General features: G+C 69.9%; 18 protein-coding genes. 6 read left to right on the top strand and 12 right to left on the bottom strand.

The features are described 5' to 3' along the window. Nucleotides 1–58: 58 nt before the first annotated feature. From ACFWCK_RS07605 to ACFWCK_RS07585, 5 genes are all read right to left on the bottom strand, one after another. Complete coding sequence (locus tag ACFWCK_RS07605) at nt 59–991, bottom strand: dihydrodipicolinate synthase family protein (protein ID WP_233309336.1); 933 nt, start codon at nt 989–991, stop codon at nt 59–61. 170 nt (nt 992–1,161) lie between these two features. Continuing rightward, nucleotides 1,162–2,520, bottom strand: a complete 1,359-nt coding sequence (locus tag ACFWCK_RS07600; protein WP_378805298.1) for an FAD-dependent oxidoreductase — start codon at nt 2,518–2,520, stop codon at nt 1,162–1,164. Then, entirely contained in the window at nt 2,517–2,762 is a 246-nt protein-coding gene (locus tag ACFWCK_RS07595) for a (2Fe-2S)-binding protein (protein WP_378805297.1), read from the bottom strand. Before ACFWCK_RS07595 ends, ACFWCK_RS07600 begins: the two co-directional genes overlap by 4 nt. After that, nucleotides 2,759–3,961: an NAD(P)/FAD-dependent oxidoreductase gene (locus ACFWCK_RS07590; protein ID WP_378805296.1), complete on the bottom strand. Its 1,203-nt coding sequence runs from the start codon at nt 3,959–3,961 to the stop codon at nt 2,759–2,761. The genes ACFWCK_RS07595 and ACFWCK_RS07590 overlap by 4 nt, the downstream gene beginning before the upstream one ends. 106 nt (nt 3,962–4,067) lie before the next feature. Next, nucleotides 4,068–4,730 carry a GntR family transcriptional regulator gene (locus ACFWCK_RS07585; protein ID WP_233309332.1) on the bottom strand — a complete coding sequence of 221 codons (663 nt, stop codon included), beginning with the start codon at nt 4,728–4,730 and terminating at the stop codon, nt 4,068–4,070. A 92-nt stretch (nt 4,731–4,822) separates the two neighbouring features. Between ACFWCK_RS07585 and ACFWCK_RS07580 the strand changes: the two genes are divergently transcribed. Next, nucleotides 4,823–5,962, top strand: coding sequence for a glutamate--cysteine ligase (locus tag ACFWCK_RS07580; RefSeq protein WP_378805294.1), 1,140 nt, complete (start codon nt 4,823–4,825; stop codon nt 5,960–5,962). Nucleotides 5,963–6,013: 51 nt separating this feature from the next. Here ACFWCK_RS07580 and ACFWCK_RS07575 read toward each other — a convergent pair whose 3' ends face one another. After that, nucleotides 6,014–6,976 carry a sugar-binding transcriptional regulator gene (locus tag ACFWCK_RS07575; protein ID WP_378805293.1) on the bottom strand — a complete coding sequence of 321 codons (963 nt, stop codon included), beginning with the start codon at nt 6,974–6,976 and terminating at the stop codon, nt 6,014–6,016. A 108-nt stretch (nt 6,977–7,084) separates the two neighbouring features. On the opposite strand from ACFWCK_RS07575, the gene ACFWCK_RS07570 reads away from it, so the two are divergent. The 3 genes from ACFWCK_RS07570 (at nt 7,085) to glpK (ending at nt 11,198) form a co-directional block, all read left to right on the top strand. Continuing rightward, a complete protein-coding gene (locus tag ACFWCK_RS07570; RefSeq protein WP_378805292.1) occupies nt 7,085–8,794 on the top strand; it encodes an FAD-dependent oxidoreductase in 1,710 nt (569 codons plus the stop codon). An 86-nt stretch (nt 8,795–8,880) separates the two neighbouring features. Further along, on the top strand, nt 8,881–9,654 hold the full coding sequence (locus ACFWCK_RS07565; protein ID WP_378805290.1) for an MIP/aquaporin family protein: 774 nt from the start codon (nt 8,881–8,883) through the stop codon (nt 9,652–9,654). 29 nt (nt 9,655–9,683) lie between these two features. Then, the gene (gene glpK, locus ACFWCK_RS07560; protein ID WP_378805289.1) at nt 9,684–11,198 is read left to right on the top strand and encodes a glycerol kinase GlpK; all 1,515 of its coding nucleotides are present in this window, start codon (nt 9,684–9,686) and stop codon (nt 11,196–11,198) included. 82 nt (nt 11,199–11,280) lie between these two features. On the opposite strand, the gene ACFWCK_RS07555 is transcribed toward glpK, so the two are convergent. The 3 genes from ACFWCK_RS07555 to ACFWCK_RS07545 all read right to left on the bottom strand — a co-directional run bounded on the left by ACFWCK_RS07555 (nt 11,281) and on the right by ACFWCK_RS07545 (nt 15,789). Further along, nucleotides 11,281–13,383 (bottom strand): hypothetical protein, encoded by a 2,103-nt coding sequence (locus ACFWCK_RS07555; protein ID WP_378805288.1) that lies wholly within the window; start codon nt 13,381–13,383, stop codon nt 11,281–11,283. A gap of 223 nt (nt 13,384–13,606) precedes the next feature. Then, the gene (gene ffh, locus ACFWCK_RS07550; RefSeq protein WP_378805286.1) at nt 13,607–15,157 is read right to left on the bottom strand and encodes a signal recognition particle protein; all 1,551 of its coding nucleotides are present in this window, start codon (nt 15,155–15,157) and stop codon (nt 13,607–13,609) included. A 44-nt stretch (nt 15,158–15,201) separates the two neighbouring features. Then, a complete protein-coding gene (locus tag ACFWCK_RS07545) occupies nt 15,202–15,789 on the bottom strand; it encodes a TetR/AcrR family transcriptional regulator (RefSeq protein WP_233309324.1) in 588 nt (195 codons plus the stop codon). A gap of 85 nt (nt 15,790–15,874) precedes the next feature. Between ACFWCK_RS07545 and lipB the strand changes: the two genes are divergently transcribed. Together lipB and lipA are read left to right on the top strand one after the other, a co-directional pair. Then, entirely contained in the window at nt 15,875–16,516 is a 642-nt protein-coding gene (lipB, locus tag ACFWCK_RS07540) for a lipoyl(octanoyl) transferase LipB (RefSeq protein ID WP_378805285.1), read from the top strand. Beyond that, nucleotides 16,513–17,502 carry a lipoyl synthase gene (lipA, locus tag ACFWCK_RS07535; RefSeq protein WP_378805283.1) on the top strand — a complete coding sequence of 330 codons (990 nt, stop codon included), beginning with the start codon at nt 16,513–16,515 and terminating at the stop codon, nt 17,500–17,502. The genes lipB and lipA overlap by 4 nt, the downstream gene beginning before the upstream one ends. Nucleotides 17,503–17,633: 131 nt before the next feature. On the opposite strand, the gene ACFWCK_RS07530 is transcribed toward lipA, so the two are convergent. The 3 genes from ACFWCK_RS07530 to smc form a co-directional block, all read right to left on the bottom strand. After that, a complete protein-coding gene (locus ACFWCK_RS07530; protein ID WP_233309321.1) occupies nt 17,634–18,134 on the bottom strand; it encodes a DUF2004 domain-containing protein in 501 nt (166 codons plus the stop codon). Between the two features lie 80 nt (nt 18,135–18,214). Further along, on the bottom strand, nt 18,215–19,090 hold the full coding sequence (ftsY, locus tag ACFWCK_RS07525) for a signal recognition particle-docking protein FtsY (protein ID WP_233309320.1): 876 nt from the start codon (nt 19,088–19,090) through the stop codon (nt 18,215–18,217). 88 nt (nt 19,091–19,178) lie between these two features. After that, complete coding sequence (gene smc / locus ACFWCK_RS07520; protein WP_378805961.1) at nt 19,179–22,802, bottom strand: chromosome segregation protein SMC; 3,624 nt, start codon at nt 22,800–22,802, stop codon at nt 19,179–19,181. Nucleotides 22,803–22,940: the final 138 nt, after the last annotated feature.

The raw sequence follows: 22,940 nt of genomic DNA, 5'->3' as shown, positions 1-22,940 counted from the left end.
GCTCCCCGTGCGCGCGGGAATCGAGCGCACGGACGCTTCGGCCCGCGCAGCCCCCGCATCACGCGACCGCCGCGCGGCGCGTAGCGAGCGCGGCGAGGGCGCGTTCGGTGTCAGCGGTGACCTGCGCGCGCTGCTCGACCGAGAGCGGGCCGCGCGGCGGGCGCGTGGGGCCGCCGTACGAGTTGCCGCAGATGTCCATGGAGAGCTTGATCGCCTGCACGAACTCGGTGCGCGAGTCCCAGCGGAACACGGCCACGAGCTGCTCGTACAGCGCCTTGGCCTCGTGCCACTTCCCTTCGGCGCAGAGGTTGTAGAGTTCGACGGCCTCGCGCGGGAACGCGTTCGGGTAGCCCGCGAACCAGCCGACGGCGCCGTTCACCATCAGCTCGAACAGCACGTCGTCGGCCCCGGCGATGATGTCGATGTCGCAGAGCTCCTTGATCTCGTAGACGCGGCGCACGTCTCCGGAGAACTCCTTGATCGCGACGACCTCGGGGATCTGCGCGAGCTTGGCGACGAGCGAGGGGACCAGGTCCACCTTGGTGTCGAACGGGTTGTTGTACGCCATGATCGGCAGACCGGCCTTCGCGACCTCCTCGAAGTGCGCGATGACCTCGCCCTCGTTGGCGCGGTAGATCGTGGGCGGCAGCAGCAGGACGCCGTCCGCGCCGTCCTCGCGGGCGAGCTCCGCCCACTTCCGCGCCTGGTGGCTGCCCACGCCGTGCACGCCGGCGATCACGATGCCGCGACCGTCCACGGCTTCGACGGCGACCTGGATGACCTTGCGGCGCTCCTCATCCGTGAGTGAGGAGTACTCCCCCAGCGAGCCGTTCGGGCCGACCCCGCGGCAGCCGTTGGACATCAGGAAGTCGACGTGCTCGCCGAACTTGTCGTAGTCGACGGCGAGGCCGGCAGGGGCCGAGGCGTCCTCGGTGAACGCCAGCGTGGTCGCGACGACGACGCCGCCGAGGTCCATGGTCTGCTCAGTCATTGCGATGTCCATTCTCTCTGGTTCGCGGCCGCAAGGGCCGGTTCTCGTGCGGGATCCGAGCGGAGTCAGCGGCAGCGCTGCTCCCCGGAAGGCGGCCGGTGGTCGCGTGGTCACCGATAGTACGTAACATATCACCCACTACTCAACGTCGGCAAGCGATGTCCTTCTCCTCAGGCGTCGGGATTGGTCCGCGCCGCGGCGAGCTCGCCGATGCGGACCGAGCTCAGTACGGGACGGCGGTCGTAGCCGACCCGTTCGCCGAGGATGTCCTCCACACTGCGACCGCAGGCACGCCCCTGGCAGGCGCCGAGCCCCGCTCGAGTGGCCAGCCGCATTCCCCGGGAGGAAGCCCCGACGAACGCGTCGAGAGTCCCCCTGCGCACCGATTCGCACCGGCAGACGATGGTGTGCTCGTCGAGCCATCCGGTCCATCCGGATCCGATCCGATGCGTCTCCAGTCGCGCGGCGAAGGCGCGCATCCGGCGGCGATCGGCGAGCGGTGCGCGATAGCGCAGGTCGGCCGGGGCCACGCCCGCCGCCGCCAGTCCGGCGATCGCGCCCTCGGCGAGCGCCGCGTCGGCCCCGCCGATCCCGGTGATCTCACCCGCGGCGTAGACGCCGGGCACGCTCGTCTCCTGCTGGGATCCGACCCGCACGAACCGATCGGAGCCGATATCGCAACCCACCTGGATCGCGGCCTCGAGCCGCGGCGTGAAGCCGTGCCCGAGTGCGACCGAGTCGCACTCCACCGTCCGGTCGGTGCCGCGGATCGGACGCCAGTCGCCGTCGAGGCGCTGCACGGTCACCGCCTCCACCGCGGTGCCCCCGTGGATCCGGGTCACCGCCGCGCCGAACCGGTACGGCGTGCGTCGGCCGGCGAGAGACCCCAGATACGATGCCAGCTCGCCCGCCTTGCCCGCGGCCGCCGTCAGCTCCCAGGGGCGACGGCCCCATCCGCGCAGGATGGTCCCGACGCTCGCCGCTTCCACGACCTCGGCGACCTCGCCCCCGACGAGTCCGATGCTCTGCGCGACCGGCAGCAGGAACGGGCCTGCGCCGGCAACGACGGTGCGCGCACCAAGCCGCACCCCATCACGCTTGGCCAGTGCCTGCGCGGCGCCGGCCGAGGTGACGCCGGGCAGATGCCCGCCGGGAACCGGGAGAACACGGTCATGTGCGCCGGTGGCGATCACGAGTGCGTCGGCGTCGAAGGTCTCGCCGTGGCGCTGTCCGGCATCCGCCGGCCCCACCAGGGCGTGCACTCGCGAGGGCGTTCCGGGTTCGATCCGCCAGACCGACGCCGACGATACGATCCGCGCATCCGCGAGCTGCTCCTGCAACTCGCGGAATCGACCGGTCTGATGCTGCAACCGCGGATCCGTGAGCTCGGGGTGGTGCCGCCAGAACTGTCCGCCGACGCGCTCCCCCTCGTCCAGCAGGACGACCTCCGCACCGGCCGACGTCGCCGCCGCGGCGGCGGCGAGACCCGCCGGCCCCGCACCGATGACGACAACTCGACGCCCGCTCACGCCCGCACCTCCCGCTCCACCACGTCTCCTTCACATGCCGCACGCTGACAGGCCCGCACGCCCTCGACGCCGTTGACGGTCAGCACGCAGTCCTGGCAGATACCCATCCCGCAGAAGATGCCCCGCTCCTGGCCGGCCGCGGTGCGCCACGTACGGTGCCCCGCACCGAGCAGCACGCCCGCGATCGTCTGGCCGCCCCGCCCGGTCACGTCGGTTCCGTCGACGCTGATCGTCACGCTCATGCGGCTGCTCCGTTCTCCTGCGACGCGGTCGTGATCTCCCGTCCGCCCGCCCCCTGCAGGCTCGCCCGCGAGGGCAGGAACGGTGCCGGGTCCAGGGGCGTCGGCGTACCCAGCAGGGCGTGCGCGATGAGGGCGCCCGTAGTCGGGGCGAGCCCGATGCCCGCGCCCTCGTGACCGGCCGCGTGGAAGAGCCCCGCGATCGTCGCGTCCGCCCCGATCGCCGGCAGATGGTCGGGCGCGTACGGCCGGAAGCCGTGATACGTCCGCAGCAGCATCGTGTCGCGCAGGAACGGGAACACCCTCGCCGCCTTCGCCGCGATCTCGGACAGCGGAGCGAGCAGCCCCTCGTCGGAGAATCCGACCCGCTCCCGGCTGGATCCGATCAGCACGGTGCCGGACGGCGTGGACTCGACCACGGTGGACGTCTGCAGCGCCGCGTCTCCGGATCCGACCGCGCTGACGTAGTCCGCGTCGTAGACTTTGTGGAACACGCGCTGCGGCATGGCGGTGGTCACGAGGATCGTGCCGCGACGTGGCCGGATGTCGAGCTCGGCGCCGAACAGCGCCGCCGCCTCCCCCGCCCACGGCCCCGCGCAGTTCACCACGCCGTCGGCCTCGATCACGCCGGTCCGCGTGCGCACGCCGGCGGCGCGCCCCGCGAGGACGACCCCGGCGACGACCTCATCCCGCACGAGCCGTGTCCCCAGGTGCACGGCGCGAGCGAGCATCGCCTGCGTCGCGAGGCTGGGCTGCACCTGGGCGTCATCGGGGTAGTGCACGCCGAGCGCGACCTCGGGACTCAGGTGCGGCTCGGCGGCGCGCAGCGCCCTCTCGTCGAGCGCTTCGGAGCGGATGCCGATGCCGCGCTGGGAATCGGCGAAGGAGCGCAGCGCCTCGGCCCCGCGGTCGAACGCGACGACGATCCCGCCCTTCGCCTCGAATTCGGTCGCGGGCTGCCCTGGCACGCGTTCGGCGTCCAGCCGTGCGGCGAGCGCACGCCAGGCCCGGTTCGCCTCGATCGCCAGAACCGCCTCGGATCCCGGCTCCTTGTCCGAGACGAGGATGTTGCCCTCGCATCGGCTCGAGGTCTCCCCCGCCACGCCCGCACGGTCGATCACGACCACCTCGGCGCCGGCTTCGGTCAGCGTGAGCGCACACGCAGCGCCGATCGCCCCGGCGCCGATCACGACGACCCTCATCCACGCCTCCTGCTCTCGCAGCGAAGACTCGCCGCGTTCGTACCGTGTGACATATTACAGTGATCCGCGGGCTTCGCGCAGGTGACCGGCGGACGCCTCGCCGAGCTCAGTCCTCGTCGCGCCCGCTCCACACGCCGCCGACGTGACCGAGGTGTCGGCGCATGAGCGCCTCCGCACCGTCGCCGTCTCCGGCCACCAGCAGGTCGACGAGCTCCGCGTGCTCCTGCGCGGTCGGCACCAGGGTGTCGGAGTCCGCCAGCCGCACGAGCCCCACCAGCCGCGTCTGCTGCCTGAGTTCCCGCACGGTGTCGACGAGCTTCTGGTTTCCGGTGACCGCGAGGATGCGCAGGTGGAAGGCAGTGTCCGCCTCGAGGTACTCCTCGAACCGGCGCTCCTTTCCCGCCGCCACGATGCGGTCGGCGAGCTCGCGGAGTTCCTTCTCGAGCGCGCCGTCGATCGCACCGGCCACGCGGCGCATCGGCGGCGCCTCCAGCAGCAGCCGCACGTCCGTGAGCTGGTTCAGCTCCTCGGCGGAGACCTCGGTGACCTCGAAGCCGCGGTTGCGGATGGGGCGGAGGAAACCGCGCCGCGCGAGGTTGAGCATCGCCTCGCGCACCGGCGTGGCGCTCACACCGAAGTCGCCGGCCAGGGTGGGCACGGTCAGCACCTCACCCGGGGGCGTCTCCCCCGACACGATCCGTGCCCCGATCATGCGCTCGACCTGCTCGCGCAGGCTCTCCGCAGGAACGAGAATGGAGCCGGCGCTCATGTCCGGCACCCGTCGCAAAACGTCATACGGCACATGCTAGCGCCGCGCATGCCATCATTGGCCGACGACCTCCTGCACCGAATCGAGGCCCCATGCCGATCGAGTTCGCCACCTCGCCGCGTTCCACGGTCGGACTGGAGTGGGAGCTCATGCTCGCCGATCCGGCCACCGGCGATCTGGTCGGGCGCGCGCCCGAACTCCTGCGCGATCTCGAGGGGGCGAGCGCCGGCGAGCGGCACACCGTCACCGGAGAGCTGCTCACCAACACGATCGAGGTCACGAGCGGCATCGGATCCACCGTGTCCTCCGCGGTGGCCGACATCGCCGCCGCGATCGCGGCCGTGCGCGGCGCGACGGATCCGGCCGGCATCGAGCTGCTCTCGGCAGGCAGCCACCCGTTCGCGCAGTGGTACGACCAGCAGGTCACGGACAAGACCCGCTATCACTCGCTCATCGAGAAGACGCAGTGGTGGGGCCGCAACATGATGATCTGGGGCATCCACGTGCACGTCGGGGTCGAGGACCGCGACAAGGTGCTGCCGATCATCGGCGCGCTCACGTCGTATCTGCCCCATCTGCAGGCGCTCGCCGCCTCGAGTCCGTTCTGGGCCGGAGAGCGCACGGGCTACGCCTCGAACCGTGCTCTCGTGTTCCAGCAGCTGCCGACGGCCGGACTGCCCTGGCCGCTCCCGGACTGGGCGGCCTACGAGGGCTACCTCGACGACATGGTCCGCACCGGCGTGATGGCCGACGCGACAGAGGTGCGCTGGGACATCCGTCCCGCCCCGCGCTGGGGCACGATCGAGGTGCGTGCCTGCGACGGCATGTCCACCCTGCGCGAGCTCGCAGCCGTCGCCGCCCTCACCCAGGTGCTCGTGGAGTCCTTCTCCCGCGACCTCGACGAGGGGCGCACGCTGACGCCTCTCGCGCCGTGGTTCCACCGCGAGAACAAGTGGCGCACGGCCCGCTACGGACTCGACGCCGAGGTCATCGTGTCGACCGCCGGCGCGCAGCGCTCGGTGCGGGAGCATCTGGCCGAAGAGCTGGATCGGCTCGCACCGGTCGCGGCGGACCTGCAGTGCTCCGCGCAGTTCGGCGGGGTCGCCGACATCCTGCGCGACGGCGCCAGCTACGAGCGCCAGGTCGCCGTGGCCGATGCGACCGGAGGCGACCTGCACGAGGTGGTCGATCATCTGATCCGCGAGTTCCGCTCCGGTCCCGAGACGCTCTGAGACGGCGACGCCCGAGGCGCCCGGGGATCCGTTCCGGGCGCGATCGCAGGGTCAGCCCTCCACGAGCTGACGAGCGAGTCCTTCGTCCAGCACGACGTCGGTGACCAGTCGCGCTCCGATCGCCGCCCGCAGGGACGGCAGCTTCTGCGCCCCCGCCACGACGCAGAATCGCCGCGCGACGCGGCGCAGCCGGTCAAGGCCCGGCCCGGTCGCACGAGCGTTCACGGCGATGTCCTTCCAGGTGCCGTCGGCGCGGAAGAACACGGTCGCCACGTCCCCGATGGCCCGATCATCGCGCAGGCTCCGATAGTCTTCCCGACTCAGATATCCGCCCACATACACGCGGCTGGGCACTTCGGCGCTCGGCGACCCCACGCTGAACACGGCCAGATCCATCTTCGCCTGCAGGTCCAGCACCCGCAGCGTGCTGCGCTCGCGCCACATCGCCTCCCGCGTGCGCGGGTCGTCGAAGAAGGCGGGAACGGGGAACTGCTGGACCTGCGCACCGAAGGCGGATCCGAAGCGCTGCAGGATCTCGCTCGAGTACTCCACGCCGCTGGTCAGCGTGTTGCCGGCGCCGTTCAGCTGCACGATGGTCGTGCCGCGGGTCTCCTTCTGTCCGAGCGCGCGACTGACCGCGCTGATCGTGGATCCCCAGGCGAGTCCGACCACCATGTTCGAGTCGATGACCTGCGTCAGCAGCCGGCCCGCCGTCAGCGCCACGCGCTCGAGGCGCTCCACTTCGGTGACGCTCTCCGGCATGGGAACCACGTGGGCGGTGACCTGGAGCCGGTCGTGCAGCTGCTGCTCCAGCTCCCCCGCATGCTCGAGCGGCGAGTTGATCCGGATGTCGACGAGACCCACCTCGCGTGCATAGCTCAGCAGGCGGGACACCGAGGAGCGGGATGTCCCGAGCTCCTCGGCGATGACGTCCATCGTCTTGTCCTGGAGGTAGTAGAGCCGGGCCGCCGTGAGAGCCGCGACGGCCTTCGACTGGCGCTTCCGTTCAGCCATTTCGGATCCTTCGCGTATCGATTCGACCGATTCTTGCACATTCGTGCAGCTTGCTTGACCATACGGGCGGCTGGGGGAATGCTGTGAGAAATCCGGAAGGAGAAGATGATGACCGACCACATCCACCAGGCCGCAGAACGTCCCGAGGTGAGCCGCGTCCGCGAGGCCGGCCGCACCACCGTGCTGGTGATCGGCGGCGGGATCAACGGCATCTCCACCTTCCGCGACCTCGCCCTGCAGGGGATCGATGTGGTCCTCGTCGAGCGCGGAGACTTCGCCTCCGGAGCATCGTCCGCCTCCAGCCACATGATCCATGGCGGCATCCGCTACCTCGAGAACGGCGAGTTCCGCCTGGTCAAGGAGTCGGTCACCGAGCGCAACGGCCTGCTCCGGATCGCGCCGCACTACGTCAAGCCCCTCGAGACGACGATCCCGATCTACTCCACCTTCTCGGGGATCCTGTCCGCGCCGCTGCGGTTCCTCACGCACAAGTCCGGGAAGCCGCAGGAGCGCGGCGCGTTCCTCATCAAGATGGGCCTGACCATCTACGACACGTTCTCGCGGGACGGCGGCATGGTCCCGCGCCACAAGTTCCTCGGGCGCAAGAAGTCGCTCGCCGAGCTTCCCGCGATGGATCCGAAGATCAAGTACACCGCGACCTACTACGACGCCTCGATGCACGACCCGGAGCGTCTCGCGCTGGACGTGCTGCAGGACGGGCGCGCCGCGCATCCCGGTGCCGTGGCGCTGAACTACGTCGAGGCCGTCGGACACGACGGCGACGCGGTGCTGGTGCGCGACCGTGAGAGCGGCACCGAGTTCCCGATCGCCGCGGACGTCGTCGTGAACACCTCCGGCCCCTGGACCGACCTCACCAACGAGGCCATGGGCGAGCTGACCCGGTTCATGGGCGGCACGAAGGGCTCGCACATCGTGCTGGACAACCCCGAGCTGCTCGCCGCGACCCGCGGCCGCGAGATCTTCTTCGAGCACTCCGACGGCCGGATCGTGCTGATCTACCCGCTCAAGGGCAAGGTGATGGTCGGCACCACCGACATCGACGCGGACCCGCGCGAGGTGCCGCTGTGCACCGAGGAGGAGATCGACTACTTCTTCGACCTCGTGCACCACGTCTTCCCGACGATCGACGTGAACCGCGACCAGATCGTGTACCGGTTCAGCGGGATCCGCCCGCTCCCCCGGCATGAGGACACGGCCCCGGGATTCGTCTCCCGCGACTACCGCGTCGAACTCGACGACAGTCACGCCGTCCCGCACCTCAGCCTCGTCGGCGGCAAGTGGACCACCTTCCGCGCCCTCGGCGAATCGCTCTCCGACAGGATCCTCGAGCTGCTGGGCCGTACGCGCGTCGTGTCGACCCTGGGTCGGGCGATCGGCGGAGGAAAGGACTACCCGCAGGACGCCACCGCGCGCACGGCCTGGATCTCGCGGAACCTGCCCGGCGCCGGAGACAGGGCAGAACCGCTGCTGAAGCGCTACGGCACCCGCGCCGCCGAGGTGTGGCAGTTCGTCGAGCAGGGACCCGACGCCGCATTGGCAGGCGGTCAGCTCTCGACGCGCGAACTCGAATGGATGGTGCAGAACGAACTGATCGTGCGCCTCGAGGACGTGATCCTGCGCCGCACGAGCCTCGCGTTCACCGGCGACGTCACGGAGGAGATCCTCGAAGAGGTCGCCGAAGCCCTGGCGCCGTTCAAGGGCTGGGACCACGCGCGTACCGCACGTGAGGTCGAACTGACCCGGGAACTCCTCAACACCCGGCACGGACTGTCCCTCGTCGCCCGCACCCGCGGGTAACGGGGTTCCCCCGCCGCCCTTCTCGGCGTCTACTCGAACACCGCATCGGCAGAGGGGCCGATGCTCTGCGAAAGGTCAATGGAGACATGCCTGATGTGAACATGGGTCTCTTCTTCGTGTCCGAGCTGGTCGGCACCGCGATGCTGCTGCTGCTCGGCTGCGGCGTCGTGGCGAACGTCGCCCTGGTGAAGAACAAGGGCTTCAACGGCGGCTTCCTGATGGTCAACTGGGGATGGGGCCTGGCGGTCTTCGCCGGTGTTCTCGTCTCCGCCTACTCCGGCGCGATCCTGAACCCCGCGGTCGGCATCGGGCTGTTCGTGCAGCACCTGCTCGACCCCGCGAAGGGGATCGACTTCTCCCACTACGCGGTCGCGACGGCGGCGGAGCTGCTCGGCGCGATCATCGGCGCCGTGCTGTGCTGGCTCGCGTACAAGCAGCACTTCGACGAGGAGCCCGAGCCGGCGAACAAGCTCGGCGTCTTCTCCACGGGTCCGGCGATCCGCTCCTACGGTTGGAACCTCGTCACCGAGATCATCGGCACCTTCGTCCTGGTGTTCGTGATCTTCGCGTTCGCCGATTACGGCGACATCAAGATCGGCACCCCGGGCACCCTGGGCCCACTGACGGCTCTTCCTGTCGCTCTGCTCGTCGTCGCGATCGGCGCCTCGCTCGGTGGTCCGACCGGCTACGCGATCAACCCCGCCCGTGACCTCGGCCCGCGGATCGCGCACGCGATCCTCCCGATCAAGGGCAAGGGCTCGAGCGACTGGGCGTACTCCTGGGTGCCCGTCGTGGGCCCGCTCCTCGGCGGCACCATCGCCGCTCTGCTCTCGCCGGTGCTGCTGCACTTCGCCAAGTAACCCGATCGCTATTCAAAGGAGAACTGCACATGGCTGACTACGTCCTCGCCATCGACCAGGGCACGACCTCGAGCCGCGCCATCATCTTCGACCGCAAGGGCAGCATCATCGCCACCGGTCAGAAGGAGCACGAGCAGATCCTGCCGCAGGCCGGCTGGGTCGAGCACGACGCCGCCGAGATCTGGGCCAACGTCCAGGAGGTCATCGGCCTCGCGCTCACCCGCGCGCATCTGACCCGCCACGACATCGCCGCGGTCGGCATCACCAACCAGCGCGAGACCGCGGTCGTCTGGGACAAGACCACCGGCAAGCCGGTCTACAACGCGATCGTCTGGCAGGACACCCGCACGCAGCCCATCGTGGACCGCCTGGCGGCGGAGGGCGGCGTCGAGCGGTTCAAGCAGATCGTCGGGCTGCCCCTGGCGACCTACTTCTCCGGCACGAAGATCGCGTGGATCCTCGAGAACGTCGAGGGCGCGCGGGAGAAGGCTGAGGCGGGCGACCTCCTCTTCGGCACGACCGACTGCTGGGTGCTGTGGAACCTCACGGGCGGAGTGCACGGCGGCGTGCACGCGACCGACGTCACCAACGCCTCGCGGACCATGTTCATGGACCTCGAGACCCTGCAGTGGCGCGACGACATCCTCGAGGCCTTCGGCGTGCCGAAGTCGATGATGCCCTCGATCCGCTCCTCGTCCGAGGTGTACGGCGCGGCCGAGGACTCCTCGCTGCTGCGGGAGACCCCGATCGCGGGTATCCTGGGCGACCAGCAGGCGGCGACGTTCGGCCAGGCCGCGTTCAACTCCGGTGAGAGCAAGAACACGTACGGCACGGGCTGCTTCCTCATCTTCAACACGGGCGAGGAGATCGTCCACTCGAAGAACGGGCTGCTGACGACCGTCGGCTACAAGCTCGGCGACGGCCCCACGCACTACGCGCTGGAGGGCTCGATCGCGGTCACCGGATCCCTCATCCAGTGGCTGCGCGACCAGCTCGGCATCATCGACTCCGCCCCCGAGGTGGAGGAGCTGGCCCGTCAGGTCGAGGACAACGGCGGCGTGTACATCGTCCCGGCGTTCTCCGGTCTGTTCGCGCCGTACTGGCGTCCCGACGCCCGTGGTGCGATCGTCGGCCTCACCCGCTACGCGAACAAGAACCACATCGCGCGGGCGGCTCTCGAGGCTGTGGCGTTCCAGACCCGCGACGTGCTCGACGCGGTCAACGCCGACGCCGGAGTGGACCTCACCGAGCTCAAGGTCGACGGCGGCATGGTCGCGAACGATGCGCTCATGCAGTTCCAGGCCGACGTGCTCGGAGTGCCTGTTGTCCGCCCCGTGGTCGCCGAGACCACGGCCCTGGGCGCCGCCTACGCCGCCGGTCTCGCCGTCGGCTTCTGGACGGGCCTGGACGACCTGTCCGCGAACTGGCAGGAGGATCGCCGCTGGGAGCCGAGCATGGACGGCGCCGAGCGCGACCGCCAGCTGCGGCTGTGGCACAAGGCCGTCACCAAGTCGATGGACTGGGTCGACGACGACGTGAAGTGACCTGAGACGAACAAGGCGGGCCCGGAGGAACGATCCTCCGGGCCCGCCTTTCACGTCGGGGCTGCGGGATGCGCCGGACCCGTCAGAGAGTCAGCGCCGCCTTGACCGGGGCGCTGCGATGCAGGTCGCCGCCGAACGCGACGAGCTGGAACTGCCGTCCGCCGGCGAGATCGACCGCCTCGGCGAAGAACACATCACGGTGCACCCGGCCCAGCCAGGCGGTGCCGGCGTCCCCGATCTGCAGCACGTCGTAGCCGACGGCGTCGGACTGCAGATCCCACGCGAAGCTCAGGTGCCGTCGCCCGCCTCCGACATCCCCCGCGTCGGCGACCTGGAAGCCGGTCGGCGTCGCGGGCTTCAGCGGCTTGCCGGCCTCTCGCAGCGACACCCGTCCGAGACGGCCGTCCCCGCCGGTCCGCAGCGAGATCCGCGCGATGCGTCGGCCACGAACGTCGACCCCGCCCGTCCAGCTGTCCCAGTCCGCCCACGCCGACGTCGTCAGCGGCCGCCAGTCGATCTCCGCGGGCGCGTCCTGCCACGTGATCCCGAGGTCGATCGACGACAGTCCCTGGGCGCGGACGTCGACCGCCATCGCCTTCGCCGCCGTCAGGTCGGTCTTGAACAGGTGCGTCACTCCCCCGCCGCGCAGAGCGAGGCTGTGCCCGCTGCCGTAGCTGGTGGACTCGTCGAGCGTGACGACGACATCGCCCTCGGTCCAGAACTGCCAGGTGAGCGCCCTGTCGGCGCTGCCCATGTTGTCCCAGCCCCGATCGCGCACCTTCGCGCCCTCGAGGAAGAACGCGGATCCCACGCCGACGTTGAAGTCGGTCGCGATCGGCAGCGCGCTGTAGGGAGAGCGCTCGGTGATCCAGTGCGCGATGCCGTCCCATTGCCGATAGTTCAGCGTGTCGGTCCGATACGGAGGAGTGCGGGGCTCGAGCCGCCCCGATGTGCCAGGGTTTCCCGTGGGGCCGGACCAGAACCGCTGCTCCAGGTCGCGATACGTCGCGCGTCCATCCGCGGTCGACGTGGTGCCGTCCCACGACCCGTTCAGCCAGATCTGAGAGTCCACGAACAGTGCGACCGAGGTCGGCGCGGGCCGACCTGGGCCGGCGACGCTGCCGAAGTCCTCCTCGGGCCGGAACCCGCCCTTCTGATGCTCGACGCCGGCGAAACCCACCACGCGCGGATCGCGGCCGGCGGCGACGGCCGATGCAGCGCTCTTGCTGAGATCGCGGTCCGCGCCCCCGGTCGTCGCCTGCCACCAGTAGTTCATGAACAGCGAGTCGTAGATCGGCGCGTCCGGAGTGCCCAGCCAGCGCAGGTTGTTCTCGCTGAGCCTGTTCTCGTAGCTCACCTCGCCGCTGTCGAAGTCCGCCGAGTCGTAGCCCTGCAGGTAGAAGTCGGGATCCGTGCGCTTCAGATAGCGCAGGAAGTCCTGGAACTTCTTGATCTGCGCGGCACTGACGCTGCCCTCCTGATTGATGAACAGCCCATCGAATCCGAAGTACTTGCGGATCTCGATCATCTTGTCCGCGACCGGGAAGGATCCGTCACCTGCCTGAACGAGGAACGCGTCGAAGTCGACGGGTCGAGGCCAGAACCAGCCGCCGATGGAGCGGGCGCCGTTCTTGTGGGCCGCCTCGGTCCAGCCCGGATTGGGGATGTCGATCACGCCGTACGGTCGTCCGGGTGCGCGCTTCCCGTCGATCATCTCGATGGGCGCCGACCCCTTGACCTGCCCGTGCCAGGTGCCCCAGATGTCGATGTACGACCAGTACCGCTGCGTGTACACCTGCGCCTCCAGGCCGATCGCCTGGTTGTGCCCCTCGTAGATGCTCCCCGCATCGTCGATCGTGAGCGTGGACAGCTGCACCGCGGGGTCGAGATCGGGATGCGCCTGCGTGGCGGCGAAGGGCGCGATGCGTGCAGCCCGTGGGATCAGACAGCGCAGGTGCCGCGCCCACGGCGTCGAGCCGGGGTCGAAGGCGAGCAGGTCGTCGGCGGCCCAGCCGAACGTGTACGGGCCGGGCGGCGTTCCTCCGGATGCCGGCACGGGCGCGGCCGGGCCGGTTCCGGCGGCGGGACGTTCTGCGGCGCCGGCGAGACCGGGCGCACCGGTCAGCAGCGCCGCCAGCCCGACACCTCCGACGGTCAGGAATGTTCTGCGATTCAGATCAGCCATGTGCACCCTCCAGGTTGCGCTCCGTTGCGTGGCGGATCCGCGCCCGTGACGCGACGCGAAGCCGCGCCAAGGCTATAACGCTTTAGTGTCAGAGTGCGAGGATCGGACTCGGCGGGTCGAGGCGCGTGTCGCCGGGAGATCCGTCATCTCCGCGCCGGGCGCCGTCGCCGCACGCAACGCGGGCGCCGGGCCGGATCGGCCACGGCGCCCGCGCGCGTCGGTGTCAGTTCTTGCCGAACAGCTTCTGGATCTCGGCCATGTCGGCCTCGCTCGGCGCCGGACGACCACCCAGGCCGAAGCCCGACCCGGTCGCGGCCTCGCCGCTGCCGACGCCGGCGTTCTCGGCGGCGCGCTTGGCCGGGTTGCCGGAGCGGGACCCGGACCCCTTGCCCTTCTTGCCGCGCTTCGAGGAGGCTCCGGGCCGCCCCATCCCGGGCACCGGCCCCATGCCGGGGATGTTCGGGGTACCACCGCGGGCGACGGTCTTCATCATCTTCGCCGCCTGATCGAACCGCTGCACGAGCTGGTTCACGTCGGTCACGGTCATACCCGAACCGCGCGCGATGCGCAGGCGGCGGGAGCCGTTGAGGACCTTGGGGTTGCGGCGCTCCCCCGGCGTCATCGAGCGGATGATCGCCTCGGTGCGATCGATCTCGCGCTCGTCGAAGTCCTCGAGCTGCTGCTTCATCTGGCCCATGCCCGGGAGCATCCCGAGCATCTTCTTCATCGAGCCCATCTTCTTGAGCTGCTGCATCTGCTCGAGGAAGTCCTCGAGCGTGAACGTCTCGGTCGCGAGCTTCTCTGCGACCTTGAGCGCTTCAGCTTCATCGAACGCGCTCTGCGCCTGCTCGATGAGGGTGAGGATGTCGCCGAGGTCGAGGATCCGGCTCGCCATGCGGTCGGGGTGGAACGGCTCGAGGTCGTCGAGGCCCTCGCCCGTCGATGCGAACATGATCGGACGGCCCGTGACGGAGGCGACCGAGAGCGCCGCGCCGCCGCGGGCGTCGCCGTCGAGCTTGGAGAGCACGACGCCGGTGAAGTCCACGCCGTCCTGGAACGCCTTGGCGGTGTTGACCGCGTCCTGACCGATCATCGCGTCGATGACGAACAGCACCTCGTCGGGGTTCACCGCGGAGCGGATGTCGGCGGCCTGCTTCATGAGCTCGGCGTCGACGCCGAGGCGTCCTGCGGTGTCGATGATGACGATGTCGTGCTGCTGCCGGCGCGCGTGCTCCACGCCGTCGCGCGAGACGCGAACAGGGTCACCGACGCCGTTGCCGGGCTCCGGAGCGTAGATGGTCGCTCCGGCCTGCTCGGCGACGACGGTGAGCTGCGTCACGGCGTTCGGACGCTGCAGGTCGGCGGCGACGAGCAGCGGCGTGTGCCCCTCGCCCTGCAGCTGCTTGGCGAGCTTTCCGGCGAAGGTCGTCTTTCCGGAGCCCTGGAGTCCCGCGAGCATGATGACGGTCGGCGGGTTCTTCGCGAACTCGAGACGGCGCTGCTCGCCGCCGAGGATCGCGACGAGCTCCTCGTTGACGATCTGGACCACCTGCTGAGCGGGGTTCAGCGCCTTGTTGACCTCGTCGCCCAGTGCGCGCTCGCGCACCTTCGCCGTGAAGTCCTTGACGACCGGCAGCGCGACGTCGGCGTCGAGCAGGGCGCGCCGGATCTCGCGGACGGTGCCGTCGACATCGGCGGCGGACAGCTTGCCCTTCGTGCGCAGGTTGCGGAAGGTCTCGGTGAGCCGATCGGAGAGGGTGCCAAAAGTAGCCATGGTGCTCCGATTCTACGCGAGCGGATCCCCCGCTCGCGGCGCCGTCACCCCCAGTGCAGATCGGCGATCCGAGGCAGCGCGTGCTGCAGCTGCGCGAGTGGCGACCCGTGGCCCGCGCCACCTTCGGCCCAGACCCGCAGCGAGGAGAGCACGACGACCGCGTAGGCGGCACCGAGCACGTCCGCACGGATCCGCTCGACGCCGGCACCGCGCGCGGCCTCGGAGAGGGCGACGGCGAGCCGGCCCTGGCGAAGGGCGGATTCGCGCTGCAGTTCCTCCCCGAGACCCATGGCCTGCGCGTTGCCGAACGCGAGCGCCAGCGGATCCGGCTCGAGCCCCTGCAGGATCGCGGCGAGCACCGCCTCGATCCGGACCGAGTCGGCACCCGCATCCGGCTCCGCGAGCGCCGCGACGGCATGGTCGAGACGCTCGTCGAAACCCGACCAGAGCACATCGCTCTTGGAGGAGAAGTAGTTGAAGAAGCTCGACCGGCTCACCCCTGCGCGCTGCGCGATGCCGGCGATCGACGTGCCCTCGTACCCGGACTCCAGGAACAGCTCGCAGGCCGCCTCGGCGATCGTCTCGCGCGAGGAGACCCGGGGGCGGCCGACGCCGCGGGCAGGGGTGGTCACCACGACACCGTATCGCGATGCGCCGATCCGGCGATTCACCCCTATTATTGAACCGCATACAACAACTCGATCAGAAGGATCGGTCATGCTCGACATCCAGACGGTGGGCCTCGCCCCCGCGTTCGTCCCGTATCTCGACGGCTGGGATCTGCAGCGCCGTGTTCATGCCGAGGTCGTCGCCGGCACCCGCCCCGACACGCTGCTGCTCCTCGAGCACGAAGCGGTCTACACGGCCGGCAAGCGCACGGAGCGGCAGGAGCGCCCCCAGGACGGCACGCCGGTGGTCGATGTCGATCGCGGCGGCAAGATCACCTGGCACGGCCCGGGGCAGCTGGTGGGCTATCCGATCGTCCGCCTCACGGAGCCCATGGACGTGGTCGCTCACGTCCGCCGGCTGGAGCGGCTGCTGATCGAAGTGCTGCGTCCCCTGGGCGTGGACGGGTACCAGGTCGAGGGCCGCAGCGGTGTGTGGGTGCGCCGACCGCTCAGCGAGGACAAGGTGGCGGCGATCGGCGTGCGCGTGCAGCAGGGCGTGACCATGCACGGCTTCGCGATCAACTGCGACAACACGCTCGCGGGATTCCGCGGCATCATCCCGTGCGGCATCACCGATGCCGGTGTCACCACGGTGAGCGAGGTGGTCGGCCGAGAGGTCGCCCCCGCCGACATCGCCGACGCGGTCGCCATGGCGTTCGCCGCGGAGTACGCGACGGAGGTGGCCGCATGAGCGCCGCTCCCGAGGGCCGCAAGCTGCTGCGTCTGGAGATCCGCAATGCGGAGACCCCGATCGAGCGCAAGCCGGAGTGGATCAAGACCAAGGCGCGGATGGGGCCGGAGTACAAGGCCCTGCACTCGCTCGTAAAGGACGAGGGTCTGCACACCGTGTGCCAGGAGGCCGGCTGCCCGAACATCTTCGAGTGCTGGGAGGACAAGGAGGCCACATTCCTCATCGGCGGCTCCCAGTGCACCCGCCGCTGCGACTTCTGCCAGATCGACACCGGCAAGCCGGACGCCTACGACACCGATGAGCCCCGCCGCGTGGCCGAGAGCGTGCAGCAGATGGGTCTGCGCTACGCAACGGTCACCAGCGTCGCGCGCGACGACCTGCCCGACACCGGCGCATGGCTCAACGCCGAGACCGTGCGCAAGATCCACGAACTCAACCCGAACACCGGTGTCGAGCTGCTCGCGAACGAGCACAACGCCGACCCCGCGTTCCTCGGCCAGATCTTCGACGCCCGCCCGGAGGTCTTCGCGCACAACGTCGAGACCGTTCCGCGCATCTTCAAGCGGATCCGCCCGGCGTTCAAGTACGAGCGCTCCCTCAACGTGATCACGCAGGGCCATGAGGCCGGTCTCATCACGAAGTCGAACCTCATCCTCGGCATGGGCGAGGAGCCGGAGGAGGTCGTACAGGCACTGCAGGACCTGCACGACGCCGGCTGCGACATCATCACGATCACGCAGTACCTGCGCCCCACGCCTCGTCACCTGCCGGTGTCGCGATGGGTGAAGCCCGACGAGTTCGTCGCCTTCAAGGAGGAGGCGGAGCGGATCGGCTTCCTCGGCGTGCTCGCCGGCCCGCTCGTGCGCTCGTCCTACCGCGCGGGGCGGCTGTGGGCGCAGTCGATGACGTCCAAGGGCCGCGAGATCCCGCCGCACCTGGCGCACATCGCCGCCAACGCAGACCTCGGCTTCGCGCAGGCCGTCTGAGACAGCCCTCCTCGCGGTCGTTGAGGGAGCCCCGAGCGCAGCGAGGAGCGAGACGAAACGCGGTCACTTTCATGCGGCGGCGTTTCGTCTCGGTCGCCTTCGGCGTCCTCGCTCAACGACCCCGATAAGACTCAGTCGGCGCTCATGACCGAGAGCACCGAGCCGTCGGATCCGAAGTTCACCAGCAGAACGTCGTCGTCGCCGTCCGCGTCGAGGGCGTACTCGAGCACCGCGAACGGCTCGCTTCCGCCGTGCTCGTCGACGAGCAGGGTCATGCTCATCAGGCGGAGCGAACGGATGATGTCGACGGCGGCGTCACCGCTCACATCGACGAGATAGTCGGTGAGCTCGTCGCCGAATTCCTCCTGCTGCTGCAGGATGTACTCGGTGACCTCGCTGGTGCGGTCATCGACCTCGGCGAGCATGCCGCGACGGGCCTTGTCGTCGATGGCTTCCAGGCCGGACACGAAGGCGGCCGCGATGTCGAGCGACTCGCGGGACACGTCCTCCTGGTCGGGCGCGGTCAGATCCACGGTGAGGGCATGGTCGCCGAACTCCACCGTCTCGGACCAGAAGATCGATCCGTCCGGTCCCGAGGACAGCAGTCCGAAGAAGTCGTGTTCGATCGCCATACCGCTATAAAACCAGCCTTGTCCGTAGGGCGGTAGTCCGTCGCGCGCGTGCCGCCGACAGGTTGTTCCGCATCATCTGATCAGGACCCGACGAGCGCCTGCACGAACACGTGCGGCGTGAAGCCGGTCAGGTCGTCGATGCCCTCCCCCTGGCCGAGGAGCTTGACCGGGATGCCGGTGCGCTCCTGCACGGCGAGCACGAATCCGCCCTTCGCGGAGCCGTCGAGCTTTGTGAGCACCAGGCCGGTGACCCCGGCGTGCTCGAGAAAGGCCTCCGCCTGCATGACGCCGTTCTGCCCCGTCGTCGCGTCCAGCACGAGCAGCACCTCACTGATCGGCGCCTGCTTCTCCACGACCCGGCGGATCTTGGACAGCTCGTCCATCAGCCCGCCCTTGGTGTGCAGGCGTCCTGCCGTGTCGATGATGACGATCTCGGTGCCCTCGCGTTTGGCGTAGTCCACGGTCTGGAAAGCGACAGAGGCGGGATCCTGCCCGTGCTGCTGCGGGCGCACGATCGCGGCGCCCGCGCGCTGCGCCCAGGTCGCCAGCTGCTCGACGGCCGCCGCACGGAAGGTGTCGGCGGCGCCCACCACGACCGAGCGCTGGTAGCCGCGAAGGAACTTCGTGAACTTGCCGATGGTGGTGGTCTTGCCCACGCCGTTCACTCCGACGACGAGCACGACAGCCGGACGCTCGGTGAGCTTGAGCGTGGTGTCGAACTTCGCGAAGTGCTCCTCGAGCGTCTCCCGCAGCATGCGCTGCAGATCCTTCGGATCGGTCGTGCGGTACTTCTCGACCTTGGCGCGCAGTTCCTCGACGAGTCGCTCGGTGATGTCCGGACCGAAGTCGGCGGTGAGCAGCGCGGTCTCGAGATCGTCCCAGGTCTCCTCATCGATCGTGGGCTTGACGAACATGCCGCGCAGCGCGCGGCCGAGGGACCAGGACTTCTCCGCCATGCCTCCAGCCTACGGGGAGGAGCCCGTCGGATCCGGAGTGTTCGCCGATGGCGCGCGGCCGTCGCCTGCTGCCGCCCGGAGCTGCTGCCTAGACCGTCGCGGCGGCGCGATCGCCGACACGCTGGCCGACCACGGCCGACACCCCGTCCTGGCGCATCGAGACGCCGTAGAGCGCGTCCGCGATCTCCATGGTGCGCTTCTGGTGCGTGATGACGAGCAGCTGTGAGCTGGCGCGGAGCTGCTCGAACACCGTGAGCAGGCGACCGAGGTTGGCGTCATCGAGCGCCGCCTCGACCTCGTCCAGGATGTAGAACGGGCTGGGGCGGGCCTTGAAGATCGCGACGAGCAGCGCGACGGCGGCGAGCGATCGCTCCCCACCGGAGAGCAGCGAGAGGCGCTCGATCTTCTTGCCGACCGGGCGCACGGCGACCTCGATGCCGGTGTTCAGCAGATCGTCGGGGTTCGTGAGCGAGATGCTGCCGGCGCCACCGGGGAACAGCAGCGGGAAAACCTCGCCGAAGGCCTGCCGCGTGTCCTCGAACGCGGACGCGAAGATCGTCTGCATGCGCTCGTCGAGCTCGGCGATGATCGTCAGCAGGTCCTGCCGGGTCTTCGTGAGATCCGCGAGTTGTTCGGTGAGGAACGCGTGGCGCTGCTCGAGCGCCGCGAACTCCTCGAGGGCGAGCGGGTTCACCCGGCCGAGCTGGGCGAGCTTGCGCTCCGCCTCCTGCAGCCGGCGCTGCTGGATGCGGCGGTCGAACGGAATGCCGTCCGCGATCGGGACGCTCACGTCGCGAAGGGGCGGGTCGCCGGCGTCGTCCGCGTCGTCGCCCTCAGCGGCCTCTTCCGCCATGGCGGCCGCGAGCAGGTCCTTGGAATCGCGCGTCGGACCGGGATCGCGCGGAACCAGCTGCTCAGGTCCATATTCCGCAATCAGAATATCTTCGTCCAGAGCGAGCTCGGACTGGACACGCTCAAGCAGGCTGGACAGGTGCAGCTTCTTCTCGTGGATCTGCAGCTCGAGACCGTGCACGCTCTCGGTGAGCCCCGCGAGGCGCTCGCGGATCGAGGAGTCCTGCCGCCGCAGCTCGCCCAGCTCCTCGTTCTGCGCCGAACGGGCGGACTCGGCGGCAGCGAGTGCCAGACGTGCCTCCGCGACCGAGCGGTCCAACGAGTCCAGGATGCGCGGCAGCTCGGCGGCCACCCCGGAGGCGGTCTCCCGCTGGGCACGGCGGACGACCGCGCGTCGTGCGGCTTCCGCCGCAGCCTCGCGTTCCCGCTCGCGCTGTCGTTCCAGCGACGCCACCCTCGCCTCCGCGGCACGGACCCGCTCGCGCAGGGTCTCGACACCGAGGCGCGCCTCGATCTCGGCTTCGCGGGACGCCTCGAGGGCTTCCAGCAGACCGTCTCTCGCCGAGACGTCGAGCACGGGGCGCGGCGTGGCCTCGGCCCCGGCCAGGGCGTTCTTCGCGGTGTCCGCGTGGGCCTCGGCGTCGGCGACGGCCGACTGCGCCTGAGCGAGACCGGACTCGAGGCGCTCGCATTCGGCGACGGCCGACTCGTGCTGCACGACCACCCTGTTGACCTGCTCGGTGTGCGCGGCCAGCGCGGCGTCGTGCTCGCGCAACGTCCGCAGCGCGTCGCGGGACACGCGTCGCGCGATCTCGAGCGTCTCGGTCGCATCCTCGCGCGCCTCGCGCAGCGAGTCCACGACGACCCGCACCTCGTCGAGGCGGTCGACGGCCGCGTCGCGCTCCGCGATGAGCTCCAGGCGCGAGCGCTCCCCACCGGATCCGGTGTGCAGGGTGTGCGCCGTGAGCACTTCACCGGAGCGCGTGACGATCGTGAGCGGCGTCCCGGAGGTCGCAGCGGCGGCGGCATGCGCGCCACGGGCTGCGGCGAGATCCTCGACGACGACGACGTGCGAGAGGATTCCCAGGATGCCGGCCGGTGCGGTCACGACCTGCACGGCCGGCGTCGCCCCGGCGATGCCCGCATCGCTGACGGCCACGGCCGCGCCCTCGGCGATGACGATGTCGTACGCACCCGCCGTCGCGTCGTCGCCGGCGAGGAGGAAGGCCGCGGCCACGTCGTCCACCAGCACACCCTCGGCGAGCGGGCCGAGCACGGCGGCGATCGCCGCCTCGAACCCCGGCTTCACCTGCACCGCGTCGCCGACGAGTCCGCGCACACCGGCGATGCCGGCCGCGACGATCTCCGCAGCGCCGCCGGTGACAGCGATGGCGCTGCCCAGAGCGGCGGCCTTCGCGGTCAGCGCCTCGGATTCGCGCTCGGCGGCGTGCAGCCGCTCGCGCAGTTCGCCGAGTGCCGTCTCGGACGCGACGGCTCTGGCCTGCGCTCGCTCGTACGCCTCGGCGTGCTCCGCGGCCGTACCCTCGGGCGCCTCGCCCTCCTCGATCCGCTCGCGCGCCTCCGCGGCTTCGCGCCGACGCCCGTGCGCGGCCTCCAGAGCGTTCTCCTGACGCAGCACCGCGCCGCGGACGGCGGCCAGCGCCGACGCGGCCGCCTCCGCCTGCCCGCGCAGGGCCGTGAGGCGCATGTCGTGCGCGGAGACGAGGGCGCTCTGTTCGGCGATGTCGACGTCGAGCGCGTCCAGCTCCGCCCGCGCGTTCGCGACCTCACGGGTCGCCTCGTGCGCAGCATCCTGTGCGCGGCCGATCCCTGACGAGATCTCCTCGGCCTCGTGCCTCGCCTCGTCGATCGTCGTCTGCGTGACGGTGACGGCCGCGACCGCGGCATCGTCGTCATCGGATCCGAGCAGCGCGAGCTTCTGGTTGGCGAGCGTGAACAGGCCGCGCATGCGCTCCTGCACCTGTTCCAGCCCGAAGGAGATCCGCCGCGCCTCGTCGACGGCCGCGGAATTCTGCAGCGCCTCGAGCCGGACGATCTCGGCACGGACCCGGTCGCCCTGCTCGCTGAGCACCACGCGCTCGGCGTGACGCTCGTGCTCATTGCGGGTGTGGTCGGCGAGCGCTGTCCGAAGCGTCACCACATCGTCGGCGAAGAGCCTCGCCTTGGCGTCGCGCACGACCGCGGCGATGGTCTGCGCCTCGCGTGCGATCTCGGCCTGACGTCCGAGCGGCTTCAGCTGGCGGCGGATCTCTCCCGCGAGGTCGCTGAGCCGCGTCAGGTTCGTCTCCATCGCATCGAGCTTGCGGAGGGTCTTCTCCTTGCGGCGCCGATGCTTGAGGATCCCTGCGGCCTCCTCGATGAAGCCGCGCCGATCCTCAGGCGAGGCCTGCAGCACCGTATCAAGCCGGCCCTGCCCGACGATGACGTGCATCTCCCGGCCGAGCCCGGAGTCGCTGAGCAGCTCCTGCACGTCGAGCAGGCGGCAGTTCTCGCCGTTGATCGCGTACTCGCTCGATCCATTGCGGAACAGCGTGCGACTGATCGTCACCTCGGCGTACTCGATCGGCAGCGCGCCGTCGCTGTTGTCGATCGTCAGCTGTACCTCCGCGCGTCCGAGCGGACCACGCGTAGAGGTGCCGGCGAAGATGACGTCCTCCATCTTGCCGCCGCGCAGGGTCTTCGCCCCCTGCTCCCCCATGACCCAGGCGAGCGCGTCCACGACATTCGACTTGCCGGATCCGTTCGGTCCGACGATGCAGGTGACGCCCGGCTCGAAGGCGAACGTGGTCGGCTGCGCGAAGGACTTGAACCCCTTGAGGGTCAGGCTCTTCAGGTGCATGGGCACGCTCGGCAGTCGGCGGAGTTCACGGCGTCTACGCTATCGCGGCGGCTCCCCCGTAACGCGAGGGAAACGCCCGAGGTCCAGGCTTTTCTGAGTGCGCGCTTGACGTCTGCTGTGAAACTTCGCTAGCGTTGC

The organism is Microbacterium sp. NPDC060117, assembly GCF_042729315.1.
Lineage (GTDB): Bacteria > Actinomycetota > Actinomycetes > Actinomycetales > Microbacteriaceae > Microbacterium.
The sequence above is the reverse complement of the archived record's forward strand: the minus strand, read 5'-3'. Positions and strand labels throughout refer to the sequence as shown.

Excerpts from the sequence above, each read along its gene's own strand:
- ACFWCK_RS07605 (WP_233309336.1), bottom strand. The coding sequence starts at position 991 with ATGACTGAGCAGACCATGGACCTCGGCGGCGTCGTCGTCGCGACCACG.
- ACFWCK_RS07595 (WP_378805297.1), bottom strand. The coding sequence starts at position 2,762 with ATGAGCGTGACGATCAGCGTCGACGGAACCGACGTGACCGGGCGGGGC.
- ACFWCK_RS07590 (WP_378805296.1), bottom strand. The coding sequence starts at position 3,961 with ATGAGGGTCGTCGTGATCGGCGCCGGGGCGATCGGCGCTGCGTGTGCG.
- ACFWCK_RS07585 (WP_233309332.1), bottom strand. The coding sequence starts at position 4,730 with ATGAGCGCCGGCTCCATTCTCGTTCCTGCGGAGAGCCTGCGCGAGCAG.
- ACFWCK_RS07580 (WP_378805294.1), top strand. The coding sequence starts at position 4,823 with ATGCCGATCGAGTTCGCCACCTCGCCGCGTTCCACGGTCGGACTGGAG.
- ACFWCK_RS07575 (WP_378805293.1), bottom strand. The coding sequence starts at position 6,976 with ATGGCTGAACGGAAGCGCCAGTCGAAGGCCGTCGCGGCTCTCACGGCG.
- ACFWCK_RS07570 (WP_378805292.1), top strand. The coding sequence starts at position 7,085 with ATGACCGACCACATCCACCAGGCCGCAGAACGTCCCGAGGTGAGCCGC.
- ACFWCK_RS07565 (WP_378805290.1), top strand. The coding sequence starts at position 8,881 with ATGCCTGATGTGAACATGGGTCTCTTCTTCGTGTCCGAGCTGGTCGGC.
- glpK (WP_378805289.1), top strand. The coding sequence starts at position 9,684 with ATGGCTGACTACGTCCTCGCCATCGACCAGGGCACGACCTCGAGCCGC.
- ACFWCK_RS07555 (WP_378805288.1), bottom strand. The coding sequence starts at position 13,383 with ATGGCTGATCTGAATCGCAGAACATTCCTGACCGTCGGAGGTGTCGGG.
- ffh (WP_378805286.1), bottom strand. The coding sequence starts at position 15,157 with ATGGCTACTTTTGGCACCCTCTCCGATCGGCTCACCGAGACCTTCCGC.
- lipB (WP_378805285.1), top strand. The coding sequence starts at position 15,875 with ATGCTCGACATCCAGACGGTGGGCCTCGCCCCCGCGTTCGTCCCGTAT.
- lipA (WP_378805283.1), top strand. The coding sequence starts at position 16,513 with ATGAGCGCCGCTCCCGAGGGCCGCAAGCTGCTGCGTCTGGAGATCCGC.
- ACFWCK_RS07530 (WP_233309321.1), bottom strand. The coding sequence starts at position 18,134 with ATGGCGATCGAACACGACTTCTTCGGACTGCTGTCCTCGGGACCGGAC.
- ftsY (WP_233309320.1), bottom strand. The coding sequence starts at position 19,090 with ATGGCGGAGAAGTCCTGGTCCCTCGGCCGCGCGCTGCGCGGCATGTTC.
- smc (WP_378805961.1), bottom strand. The coding sequence starts at position 22,802 with ATGCACCTGAAGAGCCTGACCCTCAAGGGGTTCAAGTCCTTCGCGCAG.